Origin of the sequence: Actinomadura napierensis (assembly GCF_039529375.1) — a bacterium.
Classification (GTDB): domain Bacteria; phylum Actinomycetota; class Actinomycetes; order Streptosporangiales; family Streptosporangiaceae; genus Spirillospora; species Spirillospora napierensis.
The window spans coordinates 51,919-78,183 of the sequence record NZ_BAAAMR010000042.1 but is presented as its reverse complement, the minus strand read 5'-3'; the positions used below and the strand labels follow the sequence as shown (position 1 = coordinate 78,183).

The following is a 26,265-nucleotide window of genomic DNA, read 5'->3' as shown; positions in this document are numbered from 1 at the left end:
GCCGCCAGCCGCGCGCCGCGCTCGGCCGCATCGACCGACAGCAGGCCGGCCTTGCCGCCGGGGCCCGCGCAGACGTCGGCCCAGCGGGCGTCCCGGCCGTCCAGCGGGGCCGCCGCCAGGGCCAGGGCGACCAGCTGGCTCGCCTCGTCCTGGACGGCGGCGCGGCCGTCGCGGACAGCGTCGATGGCCGCCGGGTCGCCCTCGCCCAGCACCGCCGCGTACGGCGAGTAGCGGGCCGGTTCGGCGCCCGCGTCGTACAGCTCCTGCGCGGTCGCGCGTCCGGGCCGGGCGACCAGCGTCACGCGCGGGCGCGCGTTGTCGGCCTCCAGCAGGTCGCCGATCTCGTCGCGGTCGGGGCCGAGCGCGTCGCGCAGCGCGGACACGATCCACTTGGGGTGGCTGTGCGCGATCGACAGCCGGGTGGTGGTGTCGGCGTCGGCGGGCGCGACGATCGCCAGCCACGCGTCCAGGTCGCGGGTGGCGACCTTGCGGAGCACCGCGTTGGCGAACTTGGCCTGGCCGGGGCCCGACACCGACCGCGCCAGCTCGACCGCCGTGCCGACCGCGGCGTGCGGCGGGATGCGGGTGGCGAGGATCTGGTGCGCGCCGAGGCGCAGGACGTCCAGCAGCGGCGCGTCGATGCGGCGCAGCTCGCGGTCGCTGCACAGCGCGAGCACCGCGTCGTAGGTGCCGCGGCCGCGCAGCGTGCCGTAGGTCAGCTCGGTGGCGAGGGCGGCGTCGCGCCCGGTGATGCCGCGGTCGCGCAGGCGGGTGGGCAGCAGCAGGTTCGCGTACGCGTCGCGGGTCTCGACCGCGCGGATCACGTCGAACGCGGTGCGGCGGACCAGGTCCTGCGGGCGGCCCGTCTGGCGGGGGCCGCCGGGCCTGCGGTTGCGGTCGGGGCGGCCCCGGCCGCTTCGGGTCGGCGGCATCAGTGCAGCGCGTCCTTACCGGTGAGGGTGACGCCGCGCACCCAGTCGGCGGCGGCCATGCGGCGCTTGCCCTGAGGCTGGACGTCCCCGAGCACGACCGGGTGCGTGGCCGTGCCGACCAGCACCTCGGCCTTGCCGGCGCGCAGCTCCCCCGGCGACAGCTTCTCGCCGTCGGGCGCCGGGCGGACCGGGCCAAGCTTGACGCGGGCGTCGCGGAACGTCGTCCAGGCGCCCGGCGCGGGTGTGCAGGCCCGGATCAGCCGGTCGACGTGCCGCGCCGGGGCGGTCCAGTCGACGCGGGCGTCCTCGGGGGTCAGCTTCGCCGCGTGCGACACGCCCTCGGTCGGCTGCGGCCGCGCCTCCAGGACGCCGGCCTCGATCCCGTTCATCGTGTCCAGCAGCAGGCCCGCGCCCGCGGTCGCCAGCCGTCCCAGCAGGTCGCCCGTGGTGTCGGTGGGGCGGATCGGCTCGGTCAGCACCCCGTAGACCGGCCCGGTGTCGAGGCCCTCCTCGATCTGGAACGTCGCCGCGCCGGTCACGTCGTCGCCGTGCAGGATCGCGCGCTGGACGGGCGCCGCGCCGCGCCAGGCCGGCAGCAGCGAGAAGTGCAGGTTCACCCAGCCGTGCCGGGGGATGTCCAGCGCCTCGCGCGGCAGCAGCGCCCCGTAGGCGACGACCGGGCAGCAGTCAGGCGCGATCGCGCGGAGCCGGTCGAGGAACTCCGGGTCGCGCGCCTTGGCGGGCTTGAGCGCCTCGACGCCCGCCTCGGCGGCCCGCTGCGCCACCGGGCCGGCCTCCATCCGGCGCCCGCGGCCGGACGGGGCGTCGGGGCGGGTCACCACCGCGGCCACCTCGTGGCCGGACGCGAGCAGCGCGTCGAGCGCGGGAAGGGCGGTCTCGGGGGTCCCGGCGAAGACGAGGCGCATCTAGATCGCCTTCCCGAAGGTGCGGTGCGGGGACGCCTTCACCACGGGCGCCGGGTCACCGAACCACTCGGCCTCGCGGATCGCCTTCATCGCGGCCTTGCGCTGCTCCGCGTCCATCCGGTCGACGAAGATGATGCCGTCCAGGTGGTCGGTCTCGTGCTGGACGCAGCGGGCCAGCAGGTGCGTGCCCTCCAGCGTGATCGGCTCCCCGTGCATGTTGAAGCCCTTCGCCACGACCCCGACCGAGCGCGGCGTCGGGAACGCCAGGCCGGGCAGCGACAGGCACCCCTCGTCGTCGGTCTCCTGCTCGTCCGACAGGTCCAGCGTCGGGTTCACCACGTGCCCGAGCCGGTCGTCGACGTAGTAGGTGAACACCCGCAGGCCCACGCCGAGCTGCGGCGCCGCCAGGCCCGCCCCGGGAGCGTCGATCATCGTGTCGGTGAGGTCCTTGACGAGCTGGCGCAGCTCCTTGTCGAAGTCCTTCACCGGCTCCGCCGGGGTGCGCAGCACTGGGTCGCCGAAGAGGCGGATGGGCTTGACGGCCAACGAGGACTCCGTTCCTGCGGGTGGGGCGCCGCGCGCCGCCCGTTCCGGGCGCGCGCCGGGCGGGACCGTGGATGTCGCGTCCCCAGTCTACGGAGGGATCACGCGGATCTCGCACGCCGCCGGCAACGCGCATTCGGTCACGCGACTTCGGTCACGCGCCGGCGGTCATGCGTCTCCGGTCACGCGCCTCCGCCGGACCGCGCCTTGTAGGCGGCGGTGCGGGCCGCCTTGGCGGTCGCCTTGTCGGGATGGTGGTCGCCGAGCGCCTCCAGGACGTCCGCGACGCCCGGATGGTCGGTGCGCCACAGCTCGTCCACCATCTCCCGCATCTCCGTCCCGGGCGGCGCGTCGACCAGTGCCGCGGCGACCGCCTCGTCCGGCTCGGCGGTCTCCAGCATCCCGGCGACGGTGTCGACGAACACCCACAGGTACTCGGCGCGGGACAGCTCCCGCCCGGCCGGGTCGCCCGCCGCGTTCAGCCACAGCGCCGCGTACGGCGACACCAGCGGATGCTCCTGCGCCGCCCGCACGACCGGCGCCGCCTCCGGGCCGACCCGGTGCAGGACGGCGGCGGCGAGGTTGCGGGCGCCCGGCCCGCCGCCGCGCATCACGTCCAGCAGGTCGGCGGCGGCGTCCTTGACGTCGTGGACGGCCAGCCACCCGTCGATCTCCTCGTCGGCGGTCTCGGGCCGGTGCCAGGCCAGCCCGGCGACGAGCTCGGCGGCGGACCCGCCGGCCAGCTCGCCGACGACCGGCGCCGCGAACCCGTCGGCCAGCAGCAGCTCCCGCACGCCCCACACGCCCAGCGGCGTGAGCACGCGGCCGCCCTCGCCGGCCTGCTCGACGACGCCCCAGCGGGCCAGGTCGTCCAGCTCCAGCGCGAGCGCGTCGAGCACCGCCTCGGCCAGCGCCGCCCGGTCAGAGATCTCGTACGCCTCGGTGACGTGCCCGAGCAGCGCGTCGGCCAGCTCGTCGAGGCCGGCGGGCTCCTCCTGCTCGTACAGGTGGATCAGCACGCCGGTCAGCTCGTTCTGGACGAGCTCGATCGCGTCGAGCCCGTCGGACGGGTCGTGCTCCGGGACGGCGACGGAGTCCAGCAGCCGCACCCACACGCCCAGCACGCGCTCGTCGTCGTCGGAGCCGAGGTCGTGCAGCCCCGGCCCCGGCTCGGCCCGGCCGCCCTTGGCGAGGATCACCTCCGCCTCGGTCGCGGCCCACCACAGCCGGTCGAGCTCCGGCAGATCGGTCTGGTCCGCGACGTCGGCGTCCGGCAGGCGGCGCGGCGTGGCCAGGTCCAGCGCGGCCACCGCGGCCTCGGCGTCCGCCGCGGTCAGCTCGTCGATCTCGGTCAGCGGCCGCTCGCCCGTCCACTCGGCCAGCGCCCGGACCTCCGCGGCCAGCCCGGAGCGGCGCGCCGCGTCCGCCAGCTCCGCCGACGCCGCCAGCCGGACCGGCGGGACGACCAGCTCCTCGGTCCGCCGCAGGTACTCCTCGGCGCGGGCGTAGCGCTCCTCGTCGGGCAGCGCCTCGAACCGCCGCATCCACTCCTCGACGGCGTCCTGGTCGTCCAGCGCGACGCCGTCGCCCTCCATCAGCCCCGCCACGACCTCCGCGGCCACCTGCCGCTCCGCGCCGTCGGTCTCGGCGACCACCTCGGCGAACTCGGGGGCGAGCCGGTCGATCTCCGCGGCCAGCTCCGCCGCGCGGGCGGCGGGCACGGCGCCGGACTCGCCCAGGAACGCCGCGACGGCCCGCATCGCGTCCAGCACGGACGGCACCTCGTCGGCGCCCGCGACCACCGTCTCCGGGAACACCTCCAGCAGCAGCTCGCGCAGCGCCTCCGGAGTGAGCTCGCCCGGCCCGGCCAGCCCCATCTCCCGCCCGGCGAGGTCGAGCAGCAGGTGCGCGCCCTGCTCGTCGAGCTTCTCGCCGCGTTCGTCCGCCCAGCTCCGCAGGTCGCCCGCGGTCGTCTCAACCCAGTTGTCGGCCACCCGAGAACCCTATTGGTCGGTGCCCTCCCCGGGGGCCGAACCCGCACACCCCCGGGCCCGAGTTCGCCGGGATCAGATGAGCTCCAGGGGGTCGATCTGGACGCGGACGGTCTCGGCCGCCTTGCGGGCGCTGCGGACGCCCTGCGCCTCCTTGAGCGCGCGCGCGAGTGCCTGGCCCGCCGCGCGGGGGACGCGGACGAGGGCGCGCTCCTTCTCCGGCCCCTCCGCCCCCGGCTGCCGCGGGACGGGGACCGGGCCGAGCACCTCCGCGCCGTCCGGCAGCCGCGCGTCCTCCAGCAGCTCCCGGATCGCCGCGGGCGTCGCGGTCAGCGACGCCATCCGGGCCGCCGGCGGGAACCCCGCCTCCCGGCGCTCGGCCAGCTCCCGCTCGGCGTAGGTGACCGGGTCCCAGCGGACGAGCGCCTGCACCGCCGGCAGCGTCCCCTCCGCCGCCACGACCACCGGCCCCTCCGCACGGACGAGCGACGCCGCGTTCATCCAGCGGCGCAGCGTCTCCTCCCCCGCCCGCAGGTCGGGCCGGCCCAGCAGCACCCAGCCGTCCAGCAGCAGCGCGGCGGTGTAGCCGTCCTCGGCGGGCGGCTCCGCGCCCGGCGTCGCCACCACGAGCGCCCGTTCGGTGCCGACCCGTTCGAGGATCGCCTCCCGCCCGGACGTGCGCACCGGTACGCCGGGGAAGGCCCGCCCCAGTTCCTCCGCCGTCCGTTTCGCGCCCACGACCATCGCGCGCATCTGGAAGAACCCGCATTCGGGGCAGTGCCAGTCGCCCGCTATGCGGCCGCACCACCGGCAGTAGGGAGCCGCATGCGACGACGGCAGCGCCAACGGCCCCTGGCACGCCGTGCAGTGCGCGGGAGTCCGGCACCGCGCGCACGCGATGCCGGGGACGTAGCCGCGCCTCGGCACCTGCACGAGCACCGGGCCGTGCTCCAGCGCGCCCCGCGCGGCCTCGAACGCCACGTTCGGCAGGCGCGCCGTGCGGGCGGCGGCGTCCCGGGCGAGCTGCGCGTCGTCCCCCACGTACCGGACGCGCGGCATCGCGCGCCGCACCCGCGCCCGGTCGGCGGCCAGGGCGTGCGCCCAGCCCGTCTCGACCAGTACGGTCGCGTCCGTGGTCCGGGTGAAGCCGCCGATCAGCGCCCCGGCGCCCGCCCGGTGCGCGCGCAGCGCCAGCACCTCGCGCGGATGGGGATAGGGGGCGTGCGGCTCGGCGTGGACGTCGTCCCCGTCGTCCCACAGCACGGTGAGCCCCAGGTCGGCGACGGGCGCGAACATCGCGGCCCGCGTTCCGACCACGGCCCGCGCCCTGCCCCGCAGGACGGCCAGCCACCGCCGGTAGCGCTCGGCCGGGCCCAGCTCCGCCGTCACCGCGACATGCCGCCCCTCCCCCAGCTCCGCCTCCAGCGCCGCGTCCACGCGGGCCACGTCGCGGCCGTCGGCCACCACCACCAGCGCCCCGCGGCCGCCTTGCAGCGTCACCGCCACGGCCCGCGCGATGGCCTCCGCCCACTGCGGCCCCGGCAGCGCCGTCCACACCGCCCGAGGCGCCCGCCCATCGGCCAGCGCTTTGAGGAACGAGGCACCGGCCGGATACTCCAGCCAGGGGTTCTCGCCGTCCGCCGGTTCGGTTACTTCGCCCGATGGCTCGTCACCGGCGGGCTCGGCTGGTTCGGTGCGTTCGGCCTCCACGCGGGCATGGCGCGGCGGGACGGCGAGCCGCAGGACGTCCGCGAACGTCCCCGCGTAACGGTCGGCGATCTCCCGCGCCAGGGAGGCGATCTCGGGGGTGAGGACGCATTCCGGGGACGTCACGCGTTCCAGGTACAGGAGCTTTCCGTCGTGGCCGCTCTCCTCGGCGCGCTCCAGCAGGAAGCCGTCGACGAGCTGCCCGGCGAACCGGACCCTGACCCGGCATCCCGGAACGGCCGTCGCGTCGAGTTCGGCCGGGACCAGATAGTCGAAGGGACGATCGAGGTGAGGCAGGGACATGTCGACGGCGACGCGCGCCACGGGCCGTTCTTCGGCGGGGCTGCGGGCCCCCTTCTTCGGGGTCTTCCGCCCGGCCTTGCCCGCGGCCCCCTTGCCCTGCGGGGCCTTCTCCACCGGGACCCTGGGCACGTCGTCCAGGCCCGGGATCAGGTCCGCTCCCCCTCCGTCCTCCGTCACGTCCCCCGTCCTACCAGATCAGCCCGACAGTCATCGGCGCACGCTAAGGTGTGGTCCGTTTGAACGGGGCGCGCATTCGGTGGATCCGCGGACACGTGGGATCGCCCGATGCCCTTCGCGCCCTCGCCGTCCGACGAGCACGTGCAGGCGATGTGACCACAGCGCATAGTCCAGAGCTGACCGACGCCCGGGCCGGGGCCGAGCCCTCGGCGCGCCCGGGCCGTTCCCGCGCGCCCTGGTGGAAGCGGTGGACCAACCCCCGCAACCCCATCGTGGCCGCCACCGTGGCCGCGGCCGTCATGCACCTGGTCTGGGCCCTGTACCTGGCGGCCGAGGGCGGCGACCTCGCCGCCCAGGCCGCCTGGACCGACTTCGCCTGGAAGCACCCCACCGCCGCCTACAGCTTCGCCTGGTACGGCGGCATGCACCCCGCCTCCTACAGCGTCCTGTCGCCGTACCTCATGGCGCTGTTCGGGATCCGCACGGTCGCCGTCGTGGCGGGCACCGTGTCCGCGGCGCTCACCGCGCACCTCCTCGTCCGGTTCAAGGCGCCCATGGCGCTGCCCGCCGCGCTGTGGGCCGCGTTCGCGCTGTCGTGCAACACCGCCTCCGGCCGCGTGACGTTCGGGCTCGGCCTGATGTTCGCGCTGATGGCGGTGATCGTCGCGTTCACCCCGCGCGGCACCCCCGCGCTGCGCTGCGCCGGGATGGTCGGGCTCGGGCTGCTGGCGACGGCGTCCAGTCCCGTCGCGGGACTGTTCCTGCTGGTGCTGGCCGCCACCCTCTTCCTGACCGGGCGGCGCCGCGCCGGGATCTCCCTCGCGATCGGCATGCCCATCGTCGTCGGGACGACGAGCCTGCTGTTCCCGTTCAGCGGCGTCCAGCCGATCTCGTTCACCGCGATCGTGGTGTGGTGCATCGTCAGCGTCATCGCGATCCTGGTCTTCGCGCCGCCGAACTGGCGGTTCGTCCGGATCGGCGCCGGCGTCTACCTGCTCGGCATCGCCCTCACCTGGCTGATCCCCTCGCCCGTCGGCAGCAACGTCGAGCGCCTCTCGCTGGTGTTCGGCGGGATGTTCTGCCTGTCGGCCGTCGCGCGCGCACACGGACGGGTGCGCATCGCCGTGCTGTCCGTGGCGTTCATCTTCACGGCCTCGTGGCAGGTGGTGAAGCCGATGGAGGACCTCGTCCACACCGTCCCCGCCGCCTCGGCCGCCGCGAACGCCCAGGGCCTCGTCGACGAGCTGCACGCCCTCGGCGCGCAGCGCACCCGCATCGAGGTCGTCCCGCTGCGCTCGCACTGGGAGGCCGCCGGGCTCAGCCGGCACTTCATCCTGGCGCGCGGCTGGAACCGGCAGGTCGACGCCGAACGCCACGAGGTGTTCTACGAGAAGGACGCCCTCACCCCCGCGTCCTACCGCGACTGGCTGCACAAGTGGGCGGTCCAGTACGTCGTCCTGCCCGGGCAGGAGACCGACTGGTCCGGCAAGGACGAGGCCGCGCTCGTGAGGGCCGGCCAGCCGTACCTGGCGGAGGTGTGGCACGACGAGCACTGGCGGCTGTTCCGCGTCGCCTACCCCACCCAGCTCGTCGACCCGCCCGCCACCGTCCACGAGGTCAACTCCGGTGAGCTGGTCGTGGACATGCCGGCGCCCGGCTCCGTGCTGGTCCGGGCCTCCTGGTCGCCGTGGCTGGGCGTCACCGGCGGCGACGCCTGCCTCGCCCGCGCGGGCGAGTTCGTCCGGATGAAGGCCCGGGAGGCCGGCCGCTACACGATCGCCGCCCACTACGGCCTCCACCGCGGCAACCACTGCTCGAATCCCTGACAATCCCGGCCCAAGGCGCTCGCCTGGCGGCTGTGTTTCCACAACCCCGGCCCAGCGGGCTCGCCTGGCGGCTCGCCCGCTGACCGTGCTTGGGGCGAGCGCGGCCTCGCTTCGCGAGCTTCCCGGTGGGGGCTCGCCTTCGGCTTCGCCCCCACCGGTCAGATAGCGCGCTCGCGTAACGGCTGAGGTTCCCTGGGACGAGTTCGTCGGCCCTCTGGATCATCCGTGGGCGCCTGCGGGGCGTCAGATGGCGCCTGGCGGCTTCTGGCGGGCTGAGGCGTCCGGATATGCGGAGAGGGCCCCGGAACGTCTCCAGGGCCCTCTCGGCGGCGATCAGCGGTGGCGGCGGCTCACAGGCCGGCGGCGGAGGCCAGGTCCTTGGCGCGGTCGGTGGACTCCCAGGAGAAGTCCGGCACCTCGCGGCCGAAGTGGCCGTAGGCGGCGGTCTGCGAGTAGATCGGCCGCAGCAGGTCGAGGTCCCGCACGATCGCGGCGGGACGCAGGTCGAAGACGTCGGCGACGGCCTTCTCGATCTTGTCCGGGTCGACCTTCTCGGTGCCGAACGTCTCCACGAACACCCCGACCGGGTGCGCCTTGCCGATCGCGTAGGCGACCTGGACCTCGGCGCGGTCGGCGAGCTGCGCGGCGACGATGTTCTTGGCGACCCAGCGCATCGCGTACGCGGCGGACCGGTCGACCTTGGACGGGTCCTTGCCGGAGAACGCACCGCCGCCGTGCCGGGCCATGCCGCCGTAGGTGTCCACGATGATCTTGCGGCCGGTGAGGCCGGCGTCGCCCATCGGGCCGCCGATCTCGAAGCGCCCGGTGGGGTTCACCAGCAGCCGGTACCCGCTCGTGTCCAGGTCGAACTGGGCGAGCACGGGGTCGACGACGTGCTCCTTGACGTCCGGGCCGAGCAGCTCCTTCAGGTCGATGTCGGGAGCGTGCTGGCTGGACACCACGACGGTGTCGAGGCGGACGCCGCGGTCGCCGTCGTACTCGATGGTGACCTGGGTCTTGCCGTCCGGGCGCAGGTAGGGGACGGTGCCCTCCTTGCGGACCGCCGACAGCCGCTGCGCGAGCCGGTGCGCCAGCGTGATCGGCAGCGGCATCAGCTCGGGGGTCTCGTTGGTGGCGTAGCCGAACATCAGGCCCTGGTCGCCGGCGCCCTGCCGGTCCAGGTCGTCCCCGCGCTTGTCGCGGTCCTCGCCCTCGCGGGTCTCGTAGGCGTCGTCGACGCCCTGCGCGATGTCGGGCGACTGCGCGCCGATCGACACCGACACGCCGCAGGAGTGGCCGTCGAAGCCCTTCTTGGACGAGTCGTAGCCGATCTCGAGGATCTTCTCCCGGATGACGCCGGGGATGTCCACATAGGTCTCGGTGGTGACCTCACCGGCCACATGCACCTGACCGGTCGTGATCATCGTCTCGACGGCGACCCGGCTCTTCGGATCGTCCTTGAGCATCGAGTCGAGGATCGCGTCGCTGATCTGGTCCGCGATCTTGTCCGGGTGTCCTTCGGTGACGGACTCCGAGGTGAACAGGCGGCGAGACACGTACGTGAACTCCTTGCAGCGGCTGCTGACTGACGTCGCAGGACGGATATGTCATCGAGTTCGGCGGGGACGTCCCCCGCGCGGGTATCCAAGGTGTAAGCCCGCAGTCTAGCCCGATCGTCATCGGGCGCCGGAATGGGCTCGGCCGCGGTCGGGCGGCCTGCGGCCGATCCGCGCGTCAATCCGCGGGCGGCGGGTCCAGGCGCGCGGCGACCAGGTCCCAGACGACCTCGGCGAGCGCCTCCTTGGCGCCGCGCGGCACCTCGGTGCTCGACCCGTCCGCGCCGAGGATCACCGCGGCGTTGTCGGGGCGGCCGAAGGTGAGGTCCTCCCCCACCTGGTTGACCACGAGCAGGTCGCTGCGCTTGCGGGCGAGCTTGGCGCGGCCGTTGGCGAGCACGTCGTCGGTCTCGGCCGCGAAACCGACGATCACCTGCCCGGCCCGCCGGCGCTCGCCGAGCTCGGCCAGGATGTCGGGGTTCTTGGCGAGCCGGATCGGCTCCGGCTCGTCCCCCTCGGTCTTCTTGATCTTCGAGCCGCGGTAGTCGACGGGGCGGAAGTCGGCGACGGCCGCGGCCATCACGACCGCGTCGGCGGCGTCGGCGGCCTCCAGCACGGCCTTGCGCATGTCCTCCGCCGAACCGACGGGCACGACCCGCGCGCCGGCCGGGTCGGGCAGCGCCACGTTGGCCGCGACGAGCGTCACCCGGGCGCCGCGCGCCGCCGCCGTGCGGGCCAGCGCGTACCCCTGCAGCCCGGACGAGCGGTTGCCGATGAACCGGACGGGGTCGAGGGGTTCGCGGGTCCCGCCGGCGGACACCACCACGTGGCGTCCGGCGAGGTCGCGTCCGGCCCCGTCGCCGTGAGAGCCGCGGGCGAGCACGTGCCGGGCCACCTCGAACAGCTCGGCGGGGTCGGGCAGCCGGCCGGGGCCGGTGTCCTTGCCGGTGAGCCGCCCGGACGCGGGCTCCACCACGACCGCGCCGCGCTCGCGCAGCGTCGCGACGTTGGCCCGGGTGGCCGGGTGCTCCCACATCTCGGTGTGCATCGCGGGCGCGAACACCACCGGGCAGCGGGCCGTGAGCAGGGTGTTGGTGAGCAGGTCGTCGGCCAGGCCGTGCGCGGCGCGGGCGAGCAGGTCGGCGGTGGCGGGGGCGACGAGCACCAGGTCGGCGCCCTGCCCGAGCCGGACGTGCGGGACCTGCGCCACCCCGTCCCACACGGCGGTGGAGACCGGGTTGCCCGACAGCGCCGCCCAGGTCGGCTCGCCGACGAAGCGGAGGGCGTCCTGCGTCGGCACGACGGTGACGTCGTGGCCCGACTCGGTGAGCCGCCGCAGCAGCTCGCACACCTTGTACGCGGCGATCCCGGCGCTCACACCGAGGACGACGCGCGGCTTTCGGGAGGTCATGCGGACACTGTTCCATCAGGCCCCGGCGCCGGTTCGCACCGGGGGTCCAGGGGGGTCGCCCCCCGGACGGGACCGGGGGCGGTCAGCCCTCGATCGGCTCGGCGTTGAGCAGGCCCTCGCGCGTCTCGCGCAGCGCGATCGACAGGGGCTTCTCCTGCACCTGCGTCTCGACGAGCGGGCCGACGTACTCCAGCAGGCCCTCGCCGAGCTGGGCGTAGTAGGCGTTGATCTGCCGGGCGCGCTTGGCCGCGATGCTCACGAGGCCGTACTTGGTCTCGACGACCTCGAGGAGCTCGTCGATCGACGGGTTGGTGATGCCTTCGCTGCTGGCTGCCACTCCGTGGCCTTCCACTAGTGATCCACTGCGATGCCGGCCGCCGGACACGGCGGTCGCCGACACTAACGTACAGCCATCAAGGCTAGCAGCTCGTGGCACACGTCCTGGACGGACGTGTTCACCAGGGTGACGTCGAACTCCTTCTCGGCGGCCAGCTCGACCCGGGCCGCCTCCAGCCGGCGTTCGATCACCTCGGGGGGCTCGGTGCCGCGGCCGGTGAGCCGGCGGACGAGCTCCTCCCAGCTGGGCGGCGCGAGGAAGACCAGCCGCGCGCCGGGCATCGTCTCGCGGACCTGCCGGGCGCCCTGCAGGTCGATCTCCAGCAGGACCGGCTCGCCGCGGGCGAGGCGCTCCTGCACGGGCCGGCGCGGGGTGCCGTAGCGGTTGCCCGCGAACTCGGCCCACTCGAGCAGCTCCCCTTCGGCGACGAGCCGGTCGAAACCGGCGTCGTCGACGAAGAAGTACTGCACACCGTGGGTCTCACCCGGTCGGGGGGACCGGGTGGTCACCGAGACCGACAGCCACACCCGGGGGTGTGAGCGCCGGATCTCGGCGACGACCGTGCTCTTGCCGACGCCCGACGGCCCTGACAGGACCGTCAGGCGGGACACGAGCGGGCCATGCGGTTGTTCGGAGCCCTCCGGCGCAGCGATGGGTGCGCCGGAGCCGGACGAGATGGTGCCGGATCCGGGGAGCCCGGATCCGGCCGCGGCGGTCTCCCCGTCTGAGGGGCCGCCGCGCCCGCCCGTGAGTCGCGCGTCAGCGGTTCGCACTTCCGCCGAACTCACGCTCCAGGGAGGCGCGCTGGTTGGCGCCGAGGCCCCGCACGCGGCGGGATTCGGCGATGCCCAGACGCTCCATGATCTGCTTCGCACGGACCTTGCCCACACCGGGCAGGGACTCCAGGAGGGCCGACACCTTCATCTTTCCGATGACGTCGTCGGACTGACCCTCCTTGAGAACCTCGGCGAGCGAGGTTCCTCCGTGCTTGAGCTTGTTCTTAACCTCGGCCCGCTCCTTGCGAGCCTTGGCAGCCTTCTCCAGGGCTGCGGCGCGCTGTTCGGGGGTTAGGGGCGGAAGAGCCACGCCGGGTCACCTCAGGTTTCCACTCGACGGAGTCGGACGGGTTGGGAAACTAGCGAGTTCACGCCCCATAAGGCAACGTGAAGTGCCGTTTAGCCCGCCACAAATTCACGAAAATCACTCCCCGGAGTGTCCTGAATACAGAGTGTACTCGACTCGGGGCCTCTGACCGCCCATCCCCGTGCCTTGCTGGGACTTTCGCATGATCGTGAAAATCCGCCCATTCTGTCCCGATTTACGGCACCCGGCACCGCCCCGGCGCGGCGGTCCGCGCCCGCCGGGGGGCTCCCCGCCATGATCCCGTCACCCCCCGCCGGGCCGGATCCGGCCCCCCGCGCGGGCCCGGTGTGAAGTCCCCCACAGCCGGTCCCGACCGAGTGACGCTCGTCACGCCGGGCCGTTCCGCACGTCGCGGGCGCACCGCAACTGCCATCCTCGACAGCACACCCGCCAAGATCGTTCAGCCAGACCCGGAGCCGCCCGCCGCCCGCATCCCCCCGCTCCCCCCACGCACGCCCCGTCTCCCCATGCCCGGACCCGCCGTCCGGCCGGCGGGCGTGGCGGACGCGAAACGGCGCCCCGGAACGCGCCGGGATCGAACCGACTTCGCCGTCCGCCCGTATCGCATTGCGGATGCCCCCGCATTCGCGAGCGAACTAAAACGACAATGCGCGTCCCCCGCGTGCGCGACAACACCGGCGCTAAATCCTGCCCGGAAAGCAAATCCCGCGCTCTTGCGCGGCGATCATCACACCCGTCCCGCGAACCCCGTCCCGCCGGCGCCGCCACGCGGCGACCGGCGCGCCGTACGGCCCCGTCAGACCACCCGGCGGAGCGCGGCGGCCATCGCGGCGGCGGCGGCACCGGGGTCGGGGGCGCCGGTGATGGGGCGGCCGATGACCAGCAGGTCCGCACCGGCGGCGAGGGCGGCCTCCGGGGTGGCGACCCTGGCCTGGTCCTGGGTGTCGGCGCCGGCGGGCCGCACGCCGGGGGTGATCAGGGTGATGTCGGGGCCGACCTCGGCGCGGACGGCGGCGGCCTCCCGCGGCGAGCAGACGAGCGCCTGGGCGCCCGCGCCGACGGCGAGGGCGGCGAGCCGCCGGACCGCGTCGGGCGCGGGGCCGTCGAGCCCGACGGCGCGCAGGTCGGCCTCGTCCAGCGAGGTCAGCACCGTCACCGCGGCGATCTTGGTGGCGGGGGCCGCCTCGACCGCCTCGCGGATCATGGCGGGGCCGCCGGCGGCGTGCACGGTCAGGTACGCCGGCTTGAGCCGGGCGACGGCGCGGGCGGCGCCGCGCACGGTCGCGGGGATGTCGTGCAGCTTCAGGTCCAGGAACACCTGGACGCGGCTCGCGCCGCGGACGCTGGCGACGACGTCGGGCCCGTAGCGCAGGTACAGCTCCAGGCCCACCTTGATGGTGGAGACGTGCGGCGTGACCAGGGTGGCCCAGCGCGCGGCGGTCTCCAGGTCGGGGGCGTCCAGCGCGACGGCGATGGGGGCTGCGGTCACGGCATCTCCTTCTCGGGCTCGGTCGGCCGCACCTGGGGCGGCACGTAACCGGCGGGCTTGTGGGCGAGCCCGACGGCGTCGGCCAGGCGCCCGATGCGGCGGGCCGCGAGGGCCTCCTCCAGCTCGCGCAGGACGCGGGGCCCGGCCGTGGGGTCGTGGAACAGGGCGGTGCCGACGGCGACGGCGGACGCGCCGGCCAGGATGAACTCCAGCGCGTCCAGGCCGGTCGAGACGCCCCCGACGCCGATGATCGGGGTCGTCGGCAGCGCGGCGTGCACCTGGTAGACGCAGCGGACGGCGACGGGCCGGATCGCGGGCCCCGACAGCCCGCCCGACACGCCGGTGAGGGCGGGCCGCAGGGTGTGCGGGTCGATCGCCATGCCGTCCATGGTGTTGATCAGGGTGAGGCCGTCGGCGCCAGCGTCGACGCAGGCCAGCGCGATCCCGACGATGTCGGTGACGTCGGGGCCGAGCTTGGCGAACACCGGGGTGCCGGGCCGGGCGCCGGCGCGGACGGCGCGCAGCACGGACGCGGCGGCCGACGGGTGCCAGCCGAACATGCGGCCGCGGTCCTCGACGTTGGGGCAGGCGACGTTGACCTCGATGGCGGCGACGCCGGGGACGTTGCGGAGCCGGCGGGCGAGGTCGCCGAACTCCTCGACGCTGTTGCCCGCGATGGACACGATGGTGCGGACGTCCTGCTCGATGAGCCAGGGGAGGTCGCGTTCCAGGAACGCCTCGACGCCGGGCCCGGGCAGGCCCATGGCGGTGAGCAGCCCGCTGGGCGTCTCGGTGACGCGCGGCGTGGGGCGTCCCGCGCGCGCTTGGGACATCACCGAGGTGGTGACGAACGCGCCGAGACGGGACAGCTCGAAGAACTGGGCCAGCTCGCGTCCCGTCCCGCCGCACCCGGAGGCCGTCAGGACCGGATTGGAGAGCTCCAGGGCGCCGAGGGTGGTGGTGACCCGGTCGCTCACTTCGAGCCCCCTTCCGTGACGCTCAGGACGCGCGGGGCGCCCAGCGCGTCGAACGGGATGGTGCCGAGGTCTCCCCAGCGGACGCGGTCGCCGCGCAGGACGGGCCCGTCGGCGCAGGCGCGGACCATGCGGGTGACGCCGTCCTCGCCGTGGATCGGCAGCATGCAGGTCATGCAGGCGCCGATGCCGCACGCCCCGGTCCGCTGCAGGAACTCCTCCACCGACACCTGGGACGGCAGGCCGAACTCGCCGGCGATCTGGGTGACCGAGCGCAGCAGCCCCGTCGGCCCGCAGGCGTAGACGACGTCGGCGCCGGTCTCCTGGACGACGCGCGGCAGCACGTCCCGCATGGCGCCCTTCTCGCCGAGCGAGCCGTCCTCGGTGACGACGGTGGCGGAGTCGCCGATGCGCTGCGCCATCCGGGACCCGAACACCTGCCGGGCGGTCGGCCCGGCGAGCACGAAGTGCACCTGGCAGCCGCGCCGCAGCAGCGTGTCGGCGAGCGCGAACACCGCGGCGCCGCCGGGGCCGCCCGCGGCCAGCAGGCAGCTGACGGGGTCGCGGGGCAGCCGGAACGGGCGGCCGAGCGGGCCGAGCAGGTCGAGCTGGTCGCGGGAGCGGCGGCCGGCGAGCCAGCCGGTGCCGGGCTCGGTGTCGGCGAACACGACCTCGACCGTGCCGCCGTAGTCGGACTGCACCTGGTGGACGCCGAAGCAGCGGCGCACCAGCCGGGCGGTGTGCTCGCCGCCGACGGCGACGGCCACGAACTGGCCGGGCCGGAACCGCTCGGCGATCGCGGGCGCCACCAGCGTCATCGCGTGGTAGTCCTGCACCTGGCGGACCGTGAGGACCGTCGCCGACGTCTGCACCGGCGTGTCGGACACCCGTCTCCCTCTCTCGTCGCGTTCGCCGCGCGGGCGGGACGCCTCGCCCCGCCCGCGCGGCGGATGTCACCCGGGCGTCACCGCGCCGTCCCCGGCCCCGGCGCGCCGTCGCCGGTCCCGGCCGCCGCGCCGGTCGCGGGGCCGGTGCGTCCGTGGGCGCCGGCGATCCGCTCGGCGTGCTCCTGGAGGGAGCGGACGCCGACCTGGCCGCCCGCGACGGCCTCGATGCCCTGGACGGCGGCGGCGAGCCCCTGCACGGTCGTCACGCACGGTACGCCCCGCAGGACCGCCGCGGTGCGGATCTCGTAACCGTCGAGCCGCGGCCCCGACTGGCCGGGGCTTCCGAAGGGAGTATTGACGATGAGGTCGACCTCGCCGTCCAGGACGCGCCGCACGATGGTGGGCTCGCCGTCCGGGCCCTGGCCTTCGCTGTGCTTGCGCACGATCTTGGCACGCACGCCGTTGCGGCGCAGGACCTCCGCGGTCCCTTCCGTGGCAAGAATCTCAAAGCCCAGGTCAGCGAGGCGCTTGACCGGGAAGATCATGTGCCGCTTGTCCCGGTTTGCGACCGACACGAACGCGCGTCCCTTGGTGGGCAGCGACCCGTAGGCGGCCTGCTGCGACTTGGCGAACGCGGTGCCGAACACCTCGTCGATGCCCATGACCTCGCCGGTGGAGCGCATCTCGGGGCCGAGGACGGTGTCGACGCCCTGCCCGCGCTCGTTGCGGAACCGGTCGAAGGGCAGCACGGCCTCCTTCACCGCGATCGGCGCGTCCAGCGGCAGGGTGCCGCCGTCGCCGGTCTCCGGCAGCAGGCCCTCGGCGCGCAGCTCGGCGACCCTCGCGCCCATCATCACGCGGGCGGCGGCCTTGGCGAGCTGCACCGCCGTCGCCTTGGACACGAACGGGACGGTCCGGGACGCGCGCGGGTTGGCCTCCAGGACGTACAGGACGCCCGCCGACAGCGCGTACTGGACGTTCATCAGCCCGCGCACCCCGACGCCCTTGGCGAGCGCCTCGGTGGCCTCGCGGATGCGGCGGACGTCGTCGTGGCCGAGGGTGATGGGCGGCAGCGCGCACGCCGAGTCGCCGGAGTGGATGCCGGCCTCCTCGATGTGCTCCATGACGCCGCCGAGGTACAGCTCCTCGCCGTCGTAGAGGGCGTCGACGTCGATCTCGATCGCCTCGTCCAGGAACCGGTCGACGAGCACCGGGTGCTCGGGGCTCGCCTCGGTGGCGCGCGCCATGTACGACTCCAGCGTGGTGTCGTCGTACACGATCTCCATGCCGCGCCCGCCGAGCACGTACGAGGGCCGGACGAGGACCGGGTAGCCGATCTCGGCGGCGATCTCGAGGGCCTCCTCGTAGGAGGTGGCGGTGCCGTGCTTGGGGGCGAGCAGCCCGGCGCGGTGCAGGACGCGCCCGAACGCGCCGCGCTCCTCCGCCAGGTGGATGCTCTCCGGGGACGTGCCGACGATCGGCACGCCGGCGTCCTTGAGCTTCTGCGCCAGGCCCAGCGGCGTCTGCCCGCCGAGCTGGACGATGACGCCCGCGACCTCGCCGGACCGCTGCTCGGCGTACACCACCTCGAGGACGTCCTCCAGGGTGAGCGGCTCGAAGTACAGCCGGTCGGAGGTGTCGTAGTCGGTGGAGACGGTCTCGGGGTTGCAGTTGACCATGACGGTCTCGTAGCCGGCCTCGGCCAGCGCGAACGAGGCGTGGACGCACGAGTAGTCGAACTCGACGCCCTGGCCGATGCGGTTGGGCCCGCTGCCGAGGATGAGCACCTTGGGCTTCTCGCCCGGCGGGACCTCGGTCTCCTCGTCGTAGGCGGAGTACAGGTACGGGGTCTGCGCGGCGAACTCGGCGGCGCAGGTGTCGACGGTCAGGTAGACGGGGCGGACGCCGAGCGCGTGCCGCAGTTCCCGGACGACCTCCTCCGACAGGCCCCGCAGCTCGCCGATCTGCGCGTCGGAGAAGCCGTGCCGCTTGGCGCGCAGCAGCTTGTCGCGGGTGAGCGCGTCGTCGGCGGTGCGGATCTCCTCGGCGGTCTCGTTGATCGCGGAGATCTGGTCGAGGAACCACGGGTCGATCCGGGTCGCCTCGTAGGCCTCCTGGAGGCTCGCCCCGGCCGCCAGCGCGAGCTGGACCTCCCGCAGCCGCCCCTCGTGCGGCCGCTTCGCCGACTCCAGCAGCGCGGCGGGGTCGGCGTCGGCGAGCCCGGCCCAGCTGAACGACGAGCCCTTCTGCTCCAGCGACCGCAGCGCCTTCTGCAGCGCCTCGGTGAAGCAGCGGCCGATCGCCATCGCCTCGCCGACCGACTTCATGTGGGTGGTGAGGGTCGGGTCGGCGCCGGGGAACTTCTCGAACGCGAACCGCGGCACCTTCACCACGACGTAGTCGAGGGTCGGCTCGAACGACGCGGGGGTCTCGCGGGTGATGTCGTTGGGGATCTCGTCGAGGGTGTAGCCGATGGCCAGCTTCGCGGCGATCTTGGCGATCGGGAAGCCGGTGGCCTTGGAGGCGAGGGCCGACGACCGCGACACCCGCGGGTTCATCTCGATGACGATCATCCGGCCGGTGCCGGGGTGCACCGCGAACTGGATGTTGCAGCCGCCGGTGTCGACGCCGACCTCGCGGATCACCGCGATCGCGACGTCGCGCATGTTCTGGTACTCGCGGTCGGTCAGCGTCATCGCGGGCGCGACGGTGATCGAGTCGCCGGTGTGCACGCCCATCGGGTCGAGGTTCTCGATGGAGCACACGATGACGACGTTGTCGGCGCGGTCCCGCATGACCTCCAGCTCGTACTCCTTCCAGCCGAGGATCGACTCCTCCAGGAGCACCTCGCTGGTCGGGGACGCGTCGAGGCCGGCGCCGGCGATGCGGCGCAGCTCGTCCTCGTCGTGGGCGAAGCCGGAGCCCCGGCCGCCCATGGTGAACGACGGCCGGACGACGAGCGGGTAGCCGAGCTCGCCGGCGGCGGCGACGATCTCGTCCATGGTGTGGCAGATCACCGACTTGGCGGACTCGGCGTTCAGGCCCTGCTCGCGCGCGACCTTGGCGACGATCTCCTTGAACTTCTCGCGGTTCTCGCCGGCCTGGATCGCGTCCACGTCGGCGCCGATCAGCTCGACCCCGTACCGGGCCAGGACGCCGCTCTCGAAGAGCGCGATGGCGGTGTTGAGGGCCGTCTGGCCGCCCAGCGTGGGCAGCAGCGCGTCCGGCCGCTCCTTGGCGATGATCTTCTCGACGACCTCGGGGGTGATCGGCTCGACGTAGGTGGCGTCGGCGAACTCCGGGTCGGTCATGATCGTGGCGGGGTTGCTGTTGACCAGCGTCACCCGCAGGCCCTCGGCCTTCAGCACCCGGCACGCCTGGGTGCCGGAGTAGTCGAACTCGCAGGCCTGCCCGATGACGATCGGCCCCGAGCCGATGACCAGGACGGACTTCAGGTCTTCGCGGCGCGGCATTACCTCGACCCCTCCATCAGCTCGCAGAAACGGTCGAAGAGCCCGGACGCGTCGTGCGGCCCCGCCGCGGCCTCCGGGTGGTACTGGACGCTGAACGCCGGGCGGTCCAGGAGCCGCAGCCCCTCGACGCAGCCGTCGTTGAGGTTCACGTGGCTGACCTCGGCGCGCCCGTAGCGGGTGTCGAACGGGCCGTCGGTGGGCGCGTCCACGGCGAACCCGTGGTTGTGCGCCGACACGTCGACCTTTCCGGTCGTGCGGTCCTGGACGGGCTGGTTGATGCCCCGGTGCCCGAACCGCAGCTTGTAGGTGCCGAGCCCGAGGGCGCGGCCGAAGATCTGGTTGCCGAAGCAGATGCCGAAGAACGGCTTGCCGGCGTCCAGGACGCCGCGCAGCGCGTCCACGGCGTAGTCGGCGGCGGCGGGGTCGCCGGGGCCGTTGGAGAAGAACACCCCGTCGGGGTTCAGCGCGAGGATGTCCTCGGCGGTGCTGCCCGCGGGCAGCACGTGCACCTCGCAGCCGCGCTCGGACATCCGGTACGGCGTCATCGACTTGATGCCGAGGTCCACGGCGGCGACGGTGTAGCGCTTCTCGCCCCGCGCCTCGACGACGTAGGGCTCGGCGGCCGAGACGTCGCGGGCGAGGTCGGCGCCCTCCATCGACGGGCTCCGCCGGACGCGCTCCACCAGCGCGTCCTCACCGGGGGCGAGGGCGTCCGGGCCGCTGAAGATCGCGGCGCGCATCGCGCCCCTGTCGCGCAGGTGCCGGGTCAGCGCGCGGGTGCCGGGGATCGCGATGCCCACGATCCCCTGGTCGCGCAGCGCCGACCCGAGCGAGCCGGTCGCGCGCCAGTTGGACGCCACCCGCGCGGGCTCGCGCACCACGTACCCGGCGACCTGGATGCGCTCGGACTCCGGGTCCTCGGTGTTGATCCCGGTGTTGCCGATGTGGGGGGACGTCATGGCGACGATCTGGCGGGCGTAGGACGGGTCGGTGAGCGTCTCCTGGTAGCCGGTCATGCCGGTGTTGAAGACCATCTCGCCGAAGGTCTCGCCCGCGGCGCCGTAGGCGGTCCCGTGGAAGACCCTGCCGTCTTCCAGTACGAGCAGAGCAGGGGTCACTGAAGCTTCCCTTCCAGGACGGTCGGCCTGCCGCGCAGGAACGTCGCGACGACCCGGCCCGGCAGCTCCAGCCCCGCGAAGGGGGTGTTGCGGCTCTTGGAGGTCATCGCCGACGGGTCCACGGCGCGGCGCGGCGACGGGTCGTACAGCGTGATGTTGGCGGGCGAACCTGCCTCCAGCGGACGACCCTGTCCGGAAAGGCGGCCGATGCGTGCGGGACGGTACGCCATCCGGTCGGCGACCCCGGCCCAGTCCAGCAGGCCGGTCTCGACCATGGCCTCCTGGACGACCGGCAGCGCCGTCTCCAGGCCGATCATGCCCATCGCGGCGACCGCCCACTCGGTCTCCTTGGCCTCGACCGGGTGGGGGGCGTGGTCGGTGGCGACGCAGTCGATGGTGCCGTCGGCGAGCGCGTGCCGCAGCGCGGTGACGTCGTCGGCGGTGCGCAGCGGCGGGTTGACCTTGAAGATCGGGTCGTAGGTGCCGGCCTTGGCGTCGTTGAGCAGCAGGTGGTGCGGGGTGACCTCGGCGGTCACCGGGCAGCCCTTGCTCTTCGCCCACCGGATGATCTCCACCGAGCCGGCGGTGGACACGTGGCAGACGTGCAGCCGCGACCCGACGTGCTGGGCGAGCAGCACGTCCCGGGCGATGATCGCCTCCTCGGCGACCGCGGGCCAGCCGCGCAGGCCGAGCGCCGCGGACATCTCGCCCTCGTTCATCTGCGCGCCCTCGGTGAGCCGGGGCTCCTGCGCGTGCTGGGCGACGACGCCGTCGAACGCCTTCACGTACTCCAGCGCCCGGCGCATGATCACCGCGTCGGACACGCAGTGCCCGTCGTCGGAGAACACCCGCACCTCGGCGGCGGAGTCGGCCATCGCGCCGAGCTCGGCGAGCTTCTCGCCGGCGATCCCGCGCGTCACCGCCCCGACGGGCTGGACGTCGCAGTACCCGGCCTCGCGGCCGAGCCGCCACACCTGCTCGACGACACCGGCGGTGTCGGCGACCGGGTCGGTGTTGGCCATCGCGTGGACGGCCGTGTAGCCGCCCATCGCCGCCGCCTTCGTGCCGGACTCGACGGTCTCGGCGTCCTCGCGCCCGGGCTCGCGCAGGTGGGTGTGCAGGTCGACCAGGCCGGGCAGCGCGACGAGGCCCGCGGCGTCGACGACCTGCGCGCCGGCCTCGTCCAAGCCGGCGCCGACCTCGGCGATGACGCCGTCGCGGACCAGGATGCCGGCGGGCTCGCCGCCGAGGATCCGGGCGCCCTTGATGACGTACGTGCTCACGGGGAGACCTCCTGGCCGATGGCGGGCTCGGAGCCTCCGAGCAGCAGGTAGAGGACCGCCATGCGGGCGCTGACGCCGTTGGCGACCTGCTCGACGATGGTGGAGCGGACCGAGTCGGCGACCTCCGCGGCGATCTCGACGCCGCGGTTCATCGGGCCGGGGTGCATGACGATCGCGTGGTCGGGCAGCGCCGCCATGCGCTCGGTGTCCAGGCCGTAGCGGCGGCTGTACTCGCGGACGGTCGGGAAGTACGCGGCGTTCATCCGCTCCTGCTGGACGCGCAGCATCATGATGACGTCGCTCTTGGGGAGCACGCCGTCCAGGTCGTAGGAGACCGAGCAGGGCCAGGTGTCGATCGCGACCGGCAGCAGCGTCGGCGGCGCGACCACGGTGACGTCGGCGCCGAGGGTGTTGAGCAGCAGCACGTTGGATCGTGCCACCCGGCTGTGCAGGACGTCGCCGACGATCGTGACGCGGCGGCCCTCCAGGTCGCCGAGGCGCTTGCGCATCGTGAACGCGTCCAGCAGCGCCTGCGTGGGGTGCTCGTGCGTGCCGTCGCCGGCGTTGACGACGCTGCCCTGCACCCAGCCGGCCAGCCGGTGCGGCGCGCCGGACGCGCTGTGCCGGATGACGACGCCGTCGGCGCCCATCGCCTCCAGGGTGAGCGCGGTGTCCTTCAGGCTCTCGCCCTTGGACACGCTCGACCCCTTCGCGGAGAAGTTGATCACGTCGGCGGACAGCCGCTTGGCGGCCGCCTCGAACGAGATCCGGGTGCGGGTGGAGTCCTCGAAGAACAGGTTGACGACCGTCCGGCCGCGCAGCGTCGGCAGCTTCTTCACGGCGCGGCTCGCGATCTGGGCGAGCTCCTCGGCCGTGTCCAGCACCAGCAGCGCGTCGTCGCGGGTCAGGTCGGCCGCCGAGATCAGATGGCGTTTCACTTGGCTCCCTCCGCGGGTACGGGCGCCCCTGCGGCGGGGCCGAGCAGCACCGCGTCGCGGCCGTCGTTCTCGGCCAGCAGGACCTTCACGTTCTCGCGCATCGAGGTGGGCAGGTTCTTGCCCACGTAGTCCGCGCGGATGGGCAGCTCGCGGTGCCCGCGGTCCACCAGGACGGCGAGCTGGACGGCGCGCGGCCGCCCGAGGTCGTTGAGCGCGTCGAGCGCGGCGCGGACCGTCCGGCCGGAGAACAGCACGTCGTCGACCAGCACGACGACGCGGTCGTCGATCCCGTCGGACGGCAGCTCGGTGCGGCCGAGCGCGCGGGCGGGGCGCATGCGCAGGTCGTCCCGGTACATGGTGACGTCGAGGGATCCCCACGGCACCGGCCGGCCCTCGACGTCGTGCAGCAGCCCGGCGAGCCGCTCGGCGAGGGTCACGCCGCGCGTCTGGATGCCGAGGAGCAGGACGTCGTGCCCGCCCTTGGTGCGTTCGAGGATCTCGTGCGCGATCCGGGTCAGCGCGCGCCTGATGTCGGGACCCTCGAGAACGGCCTTGGGCCGGGGATCTCCGTCCGCGCGCGCCTCCGCAGGCCGAACCGGCCTGGAGGCAGCATTCACCGCCGAAACCTCCTTTCCCGCCTCACGGGACGGGTCTTAAAGGACGCCTTGTCCCGAACACGGTAGCAGCCGGGCGCGACCGCCCCGCACCCGGGCCGTCGGCGTCCTGCCTGGTGAGACGGGGTGAGAGGGGTCACATTCGGGACGCCCGCGGGGCTGCTTCCGGGCCCGCGCGACCGCCCGGAGCCCGTCCTGCAGGGCCTTCCGGAGGCCGGGAGTGCCCGGATCGAGACCTGCGGATTCGACCGCTTTTTTCCAATCAGCTTGACCTAGGGCCTTCCCCGTTTTACCGTCACTGTCCGTAACCATCCCTGGAGACAGGGTCTTGAGGCCCAATGGCGTCGGGAATCTGTCTCCCCCCGGCATCCCGCCGGGGTCCAACGACGACGAAAGTGAGCCTGGGGGGCCGCAGAATGCCGTCTGAATACGCAAAGGCTCTCGGCGCGCGCCTGCGCGCCATCCGCACCCAGCAGGGGCTGTCGCTGCACGGTGTGGAGGAGAAGTCCCGCGGCCGCTGGAAGGCCGTCGTCGTGGGTTCGTACGAGCGGGGCGACCGCGCCGTCACCGTTCAGAAGCTGGCCGAGCTCGCCGATTTCTACGGCGTGCCGGTTTCCGAGTTGCTGCCCGGCGGAGCCGCGCCGAGCCCGCTCGGGCCTACGCCCAAGCTCGTCATCGACCTTGAGCGGCTGCAGCAGCTTCCGAAGGACAAGGCCGGTCCTCTCGCCCGTTACGCCGCGACGATCCAGAGCCAGCGGGGCGACTACAACGGAAAGGTCCTGTCCATCCGCCAGGAAGACCTGCGTTCCCTGGCGGTCATCTATGACAAGTCCCCGACCGAGCTGACCGAGGAGCTCATCACCTGGGGCGTGCTCGACCCGGAGGCGCGCCGCGCCGTCGAGTCGTTCTGACCCGGCGAGACCGCCGGGGGGCGGGAGGGGACGTCCCCTCGAAGCGCACCGCCCCCGCCGCATGACCGAGACGGGGCCCGGCCACCCACCGGGCCCCGTTCCGTGCGCGCCCGCAGTTCCCCGTGCCCGACGGCCCTTCCGCATCGGGCCGCCGGCGGCGAACTCGATAGCGATTCCTCCCGCAATCCGCCGGCGGCACGGAATTTCCGGGAAAAGCCCGGCCGCCTCTCCCGCACTCGCCGGTTCCCGCGGCCCACGCGCCGCACCGATCACTCTGCGTCCAACCTCCCGTATCACGCCACGGGAGCGGTGCGGCGCTCCTCGCCCGCGATGGACGCGCTCCCACACGCGCGGCCCCGCCGGGGGACGAGCAGGGCCAGCGGAAGGACGGCGGCCATGACGGCGGAGCTGACCGCGAACCCGGTGGTGAAGCCGCGCTCACCGGGCAGGCCGGCCACGATCACGGCGCTCACCTGGGTGCCGAGGGACGCCCCGACCGTGCGGAGGAGCGTGTTGATGCCCGTGGCGACGCCCGTCTCCCCCGCCGGGACCGCCGCGACGACGAGGTTCGCGACGGCGGCGTAGGCGAAGCCGAGCCCGATGCCGCGGCCGAGACCGCCGACGTAGAGCTGCCACATGGCCGCGTGCTGGACGGTCACGAAGCCGTAGCCGGCGGCGGTCAGCACGGCGCCGCCGAGCAGCACCATCCGGGAGCCGATGCGGCGGTCGAGGAGCCCGGCGGCCAGTCCCGCCGCCGTCATCCCGATGCTGGCGGGCAACTGGAGCAGGGCCGCCTGCGTGGCCGTCCCGCCGAAGCCGTAGCCGGTGCCCGCCGGCAGCTGGACGAGGAGCGGGAACAGCAGCCCGCCCGCCATCAGGGCGTACCCGGACAGCAGCGACGCGGCGTTCGCCGTCCACACCCCGCGCACCCGCATCAGCCGCAGGTCGACCAGCGGCTCGGCGACGCGGGCCTCGACCCGCAGCCACGCCGCGGCCAGCGCCGCCGAGAGGGCGAGCAGGCCGAGCACGCCCGGGGACGCCCAGCCCCAGTCCATCCCCTCGGTGAGCGCGGTCAGCGCGGCCACCAGCCAGCCGGCGAACAGCGCGGCGCCCCACCAGTCGACCCGGGCCGCGTCGCGCGGCGGGGACGCGGGAACGATCCACCAGGCGAGCAGGAGGCCCGGCAGGAGCCCGGCCACCGGCACCCACAGCAGCCAGCGCCAGCCCAGCAGGTCGATGACCGGCCCGGCGATGCACCACGAGATCGCGCCGCCGAGGCCCAGCATGGACGACATCAGGCCGACCGCCGACGCCGTCCGGGCGGGCGGGAAGACGTCCCGGATGATCGTGTAGGCGAGCGGGAAGACGCCGCCGCCGATCCCGCCGAGCATCCGCCCGGCCAGCATCAGCGGCAGCGACCCGGCCGCCGCCGCGACGACCATGCCGATGGTGGCGATCACCAGCACGGCCAGCAGCACGCGGCGCGGCCCGTACAGGTCGCCGAGGCGGCCGATCACCGGGGTCGACACGGCCGCCGACAGCGTCATCGCGGTGATCGCCCAGGCGGCGCCGGCCGCCGAGGTGTGCAGGCCCTGCTGGATCAGCGCGAGCGCGGGCGTCACGACGGCCATGGACAGCGAGTACGCCATCATGCCCAGGAACGCCAGCAGCGGCACCAGCCCCCGTCCGCCCCGCGCCGTCACCGCGCCCTCCCTTACTTCGCCGCCCTAACGATCTCATGGACGGACGAAGCAGGGACAAAGCG

Annotated in this window: 21 protein-coding genes; 2 read left to right on the top strand and 19 right to left on the bottom strand. The window is 74.0% G+C overall.

Features of this window, described 5'->3' with window-relative positions:
• From ABD296_RS23580 to ABD296_RS23560, 5 genes are all read right to left on the bottom strand, one after another.
• On the bottom strand, positions 1–932 hold a 932-nt coding region (locus tag ABD296_RS23580), incomplete at its 3' end, for a transcription antitermination factor NusB (RefSeq protein ID WP_344270860.1).
• Positions 932–1,858 (bottom strand): methionyl-tRNA formyltransferase, encoded by a 927-nt coding sequence (gene fmt / locus ABD296_RS23575; RefSeq protein ID WP_344270857.1) that lies wholly within the window; start codon positions 1,856–1,858, stop codon positions 932–934. The genes fmt and ABD296_RS23580, both read right to left, overlap by 1 nt.
• Positions 1,859–2,404, bottom strand: a complete 546-nt coding sequence (gene def, locus ABD296_RS23570) for a peptide deformylase (RefSeq protein ID WP_344270854.1) — start codon at positions 2,402–2,404, stop codon at positions 1,859–1,861.
• 179 nt (positions 2,405–2,583) lie between these two features.
• The gene (locus ABD296_RS23565; RefSeq protein WP_344270852.1) at positions 2,584–4,395 is read right to left on the bottom strand and encodes a hypothetical protein; all 1,812 of its coding nucleotides are present in this window, start codon (positions 4,393–4,395) and stop codon (positions 2,584–2,586) included.
• Between the two features lie 72 nt (positions 4,396–4,467).
• Positions 4,468–6,579 carry a primosomal protein N' gene (locus ABD296_RS23560; protein ID WP_344270850.1) on the bottom strand — a complete coding sequence of 704 codons (2,112 nt, stop codon included), beginning with the start codon at positions 6,577–6,579 and terminating at the stop codon, positions 4,468–4,470.
• A 152-nt stretch (positions 6,580–6,731) separates the two neighbouring features.
• Between ABD296_RS23560 and ABD296_RS23555 the strand changes: the two genes are divergently transcribed.
• The gene (locus ABD296_RS23555; RefSeq protein ID WP_344270847.1) at positions 6,732–8,405 is read left to right on the top strand and encodes an MFS transporter; all 1,674 of its coding nucleotides are present in this window, start codon (positions 6,732–6,734) and stop codon (positions 8,403–8,405) included.
• A gap of 350 nt (positions 8,406–8,755) precedes the next feature.
• On the opposite strand, the gene metK is transcribed toward ABD296_RS23555, so the two are convergent.
• From metK to pyrR, 13 genes are all read right to left on the bottom strand, one after another.
• Positions 8,756–9,961: a methionine adenosyltransferase gene (gene metK / locus ABD296_RS23550; RefSeq protein ID WP_344270844.1), complete on the bottom strand. Its 1,206-nt coding sequence runs from the start codon at positions 9,959–9,961 to the stop codon at positions 8,756–8,758.
• A gap of 178 nt (positions 9,962–10,139) precedes the next feature.
• Positions 10,140–11,372, bottom strand: coding sequence for a bifunctional phosphopantothenoylcysteine decarboxylase/phosphopantothenate--cysteine ligase CoaBC (gene coaBC / locus ABD296_RS23545; RefSeq protein ID WP_344270841.1), 1,233 nt, complete (start codon positions 11,370–11,372; stop codon positions 10,140–10,142).
• 82 nt (positions 11,373–11,454) lie between these two features.
• Positions 11,455–11,709 (bottom strand): DNA-directed RNA polymerase subunit omega, encoded by a 255-nt coding sequence (gene rpoZ / locus ABD296_RS23540; protein WP_151542026.1) that lies wholly within the window; start codon positions 11,707–11,709, stop codon positions 11,455–11,457.
• Between the two features lie 62 nt (positions 11,710–11,771).
• Entirely contained in the window at positions 11,772–12,320 is a 549-nt protein-coding gene (gene gmk / locus ABD296_RS23535; RefSeq protein WP_344270836.1) for a guanylate kinase, read from the bottom strand.
• A gap of 148 nt (positions 12,321–12,468) precedes the next feature.
• Positions 12,469–12,795: an integration host factor, actinobacterial type gene (gene mihF, locus ABD296_RS23530; protein ID WP_021597647.1), complete on the bottom strand. Its 327-nt coding sequence runs from the start codon at positions 12,793–12,795 to the stop codon at positions 12,469–12,471.
• An 814-nt stretch (positions 12,796–13,609) separates the two neighbouring features.
• Positions 13,610–14,302 carry an orotidine-5'-phosphate decarboxylase gene (pyrF, locus tag ABD296_RS23525; RefSeq protein WP_344270831.1) on the bottom strand — a complete coding sequence of 231 codons (693 nt, stop codon included), beginning with the start codon at positions 14,300–14,302 and terminating at the stop codon, positions 13,610–13,612.
• Positions 14,299–15,279 (bottom strand): dihydroorotate dehydrogenase, encoded by a 981-nt coding sequence (locus tag ABD296_RS23520; RefSeq protein ID WP_344270829.1) that lies wholly within the window; start codon positions 15,277–15,279, stop codon positions 14,299–14,301. Before ABD296_RS23520 ends, pyrF begins: the two co-directional genes overlap by 4 nt.
• Positions 15,276–16,163 (bottom strand): iron-sulfur cluster-binding protein, encoded by an 888-nt coding sequence (locus ABD296_RS23515; protein WP_344270827.1) that lies wholly within the window; start codon positions 16,161–16,163, stop codon positions 15,276–15,278. The genes ABD296_RS23520 and ABD296_RS23515 overlap by 4 nt, the downstream gene beginning before the upstream one ends.
• A gap of 77 nt (positions 16,164–16,240) precedes the next feature.
• The gene (carB, locus tag ABD296_RS23510) at positions 16,241–19,636 is read right to left on the bottom strand and encodes a carbamoyl-phosphate synthase large subunit (RefSeq protein WP_344270825.1); all 3,396 of its coding nucleotides are present in this window, start codon (positions 19,634–19,636) and stop codon (positions 16,241–16,243) included.
• On the bottom strand, positions 19,636–20,754 hold the full coding sequence (gene carA / locus ABD296_RS23505; RefSeq protein WP_344270823.1) for a glutamine-hydrolyzing carbamoyl-phosphate synthase small subunit: 1,119 nt from the start codon (positions 20,752–20,754) through the stop codon (positions 19,636–19,638). Before carA ends, carB begins: the two co-directional genes overlap by 1 nt.
• On the bottom strand, positions 20,751–22,037 hold the full coding sequence (locus ABD296_RS23500) for a dihydroorotase (protein ID WP_344270821.1): 1,287 nt from the start codon (positions 22,035–22,037) through the stop codon (positions 20,751–20,753). The genes carA and ABD296_RS23500 overlap by 4 nt, the downstream gene beginning before the upstream one ends.
• The gene (locus tag ABD296_RS23495; protein WP_344270819.1) at positions 22,034–22,975 is read right to left on the bottom strand and encodes an aspartate carbamoyltransferase catalytic subunit; all 942 of its coding nucleotides are present in this window, start codon (positions 22,973–22,975) and stop codon (positions 22,034–22,036) included. The genes ABD296_RS23500 and ABD296_RS23495 overlap by 4 nt, the downstream gene beginning before the upstream one ends.
• Entirely contained in the window at positions 22,972–23,592 is a 621-nt protein-coding gene (gene pyrR / locus ABD296_RS23490) for a bifunctional pyr operon transcriptional regulator/uracil phosphoribosyltransferase PyrR (protein WP_407061503.1), read from the bottom strand. Before pyrR ends, ABD296_RS23495 begins: the two co-directional genes overlap by 4 nt.
• 413 nt (positions 23,593–24,005) lie before the next feature.
• Here pyrR and bldD point away from each other — a divergent pair, with 413 nt between their 5' ends.
• Positions 24,006–24,500 (top strand): transcriptional regulator BldD, encoded by a 495-nt coding sequence (gene bldD, locus ABD296_RS23485; RefSeq protein ID WP_030145002.1) that lies wholly within the window; start codon positions 24,006–24,008, stop codon positions 24,498–24,500.
• 293 nt (positions 24,501–24,793) lie between these two features.
• Here the strand turns inward: bldD and ABD296_RS23480 are convergent, their stop codons facing one another.
• Complete coding sequence (locus tag ABD296_RS23480; RefSeq protein WP_344270813.1) at positions 24,794–26,203, bottom strand: MFS transporter; 1,410 nt, start codon at positions 26,201–26,203, stop codon at positions 24,794–24,796.
• Positions 26,204–26,265: the final 62 nt, after the last annotated feature.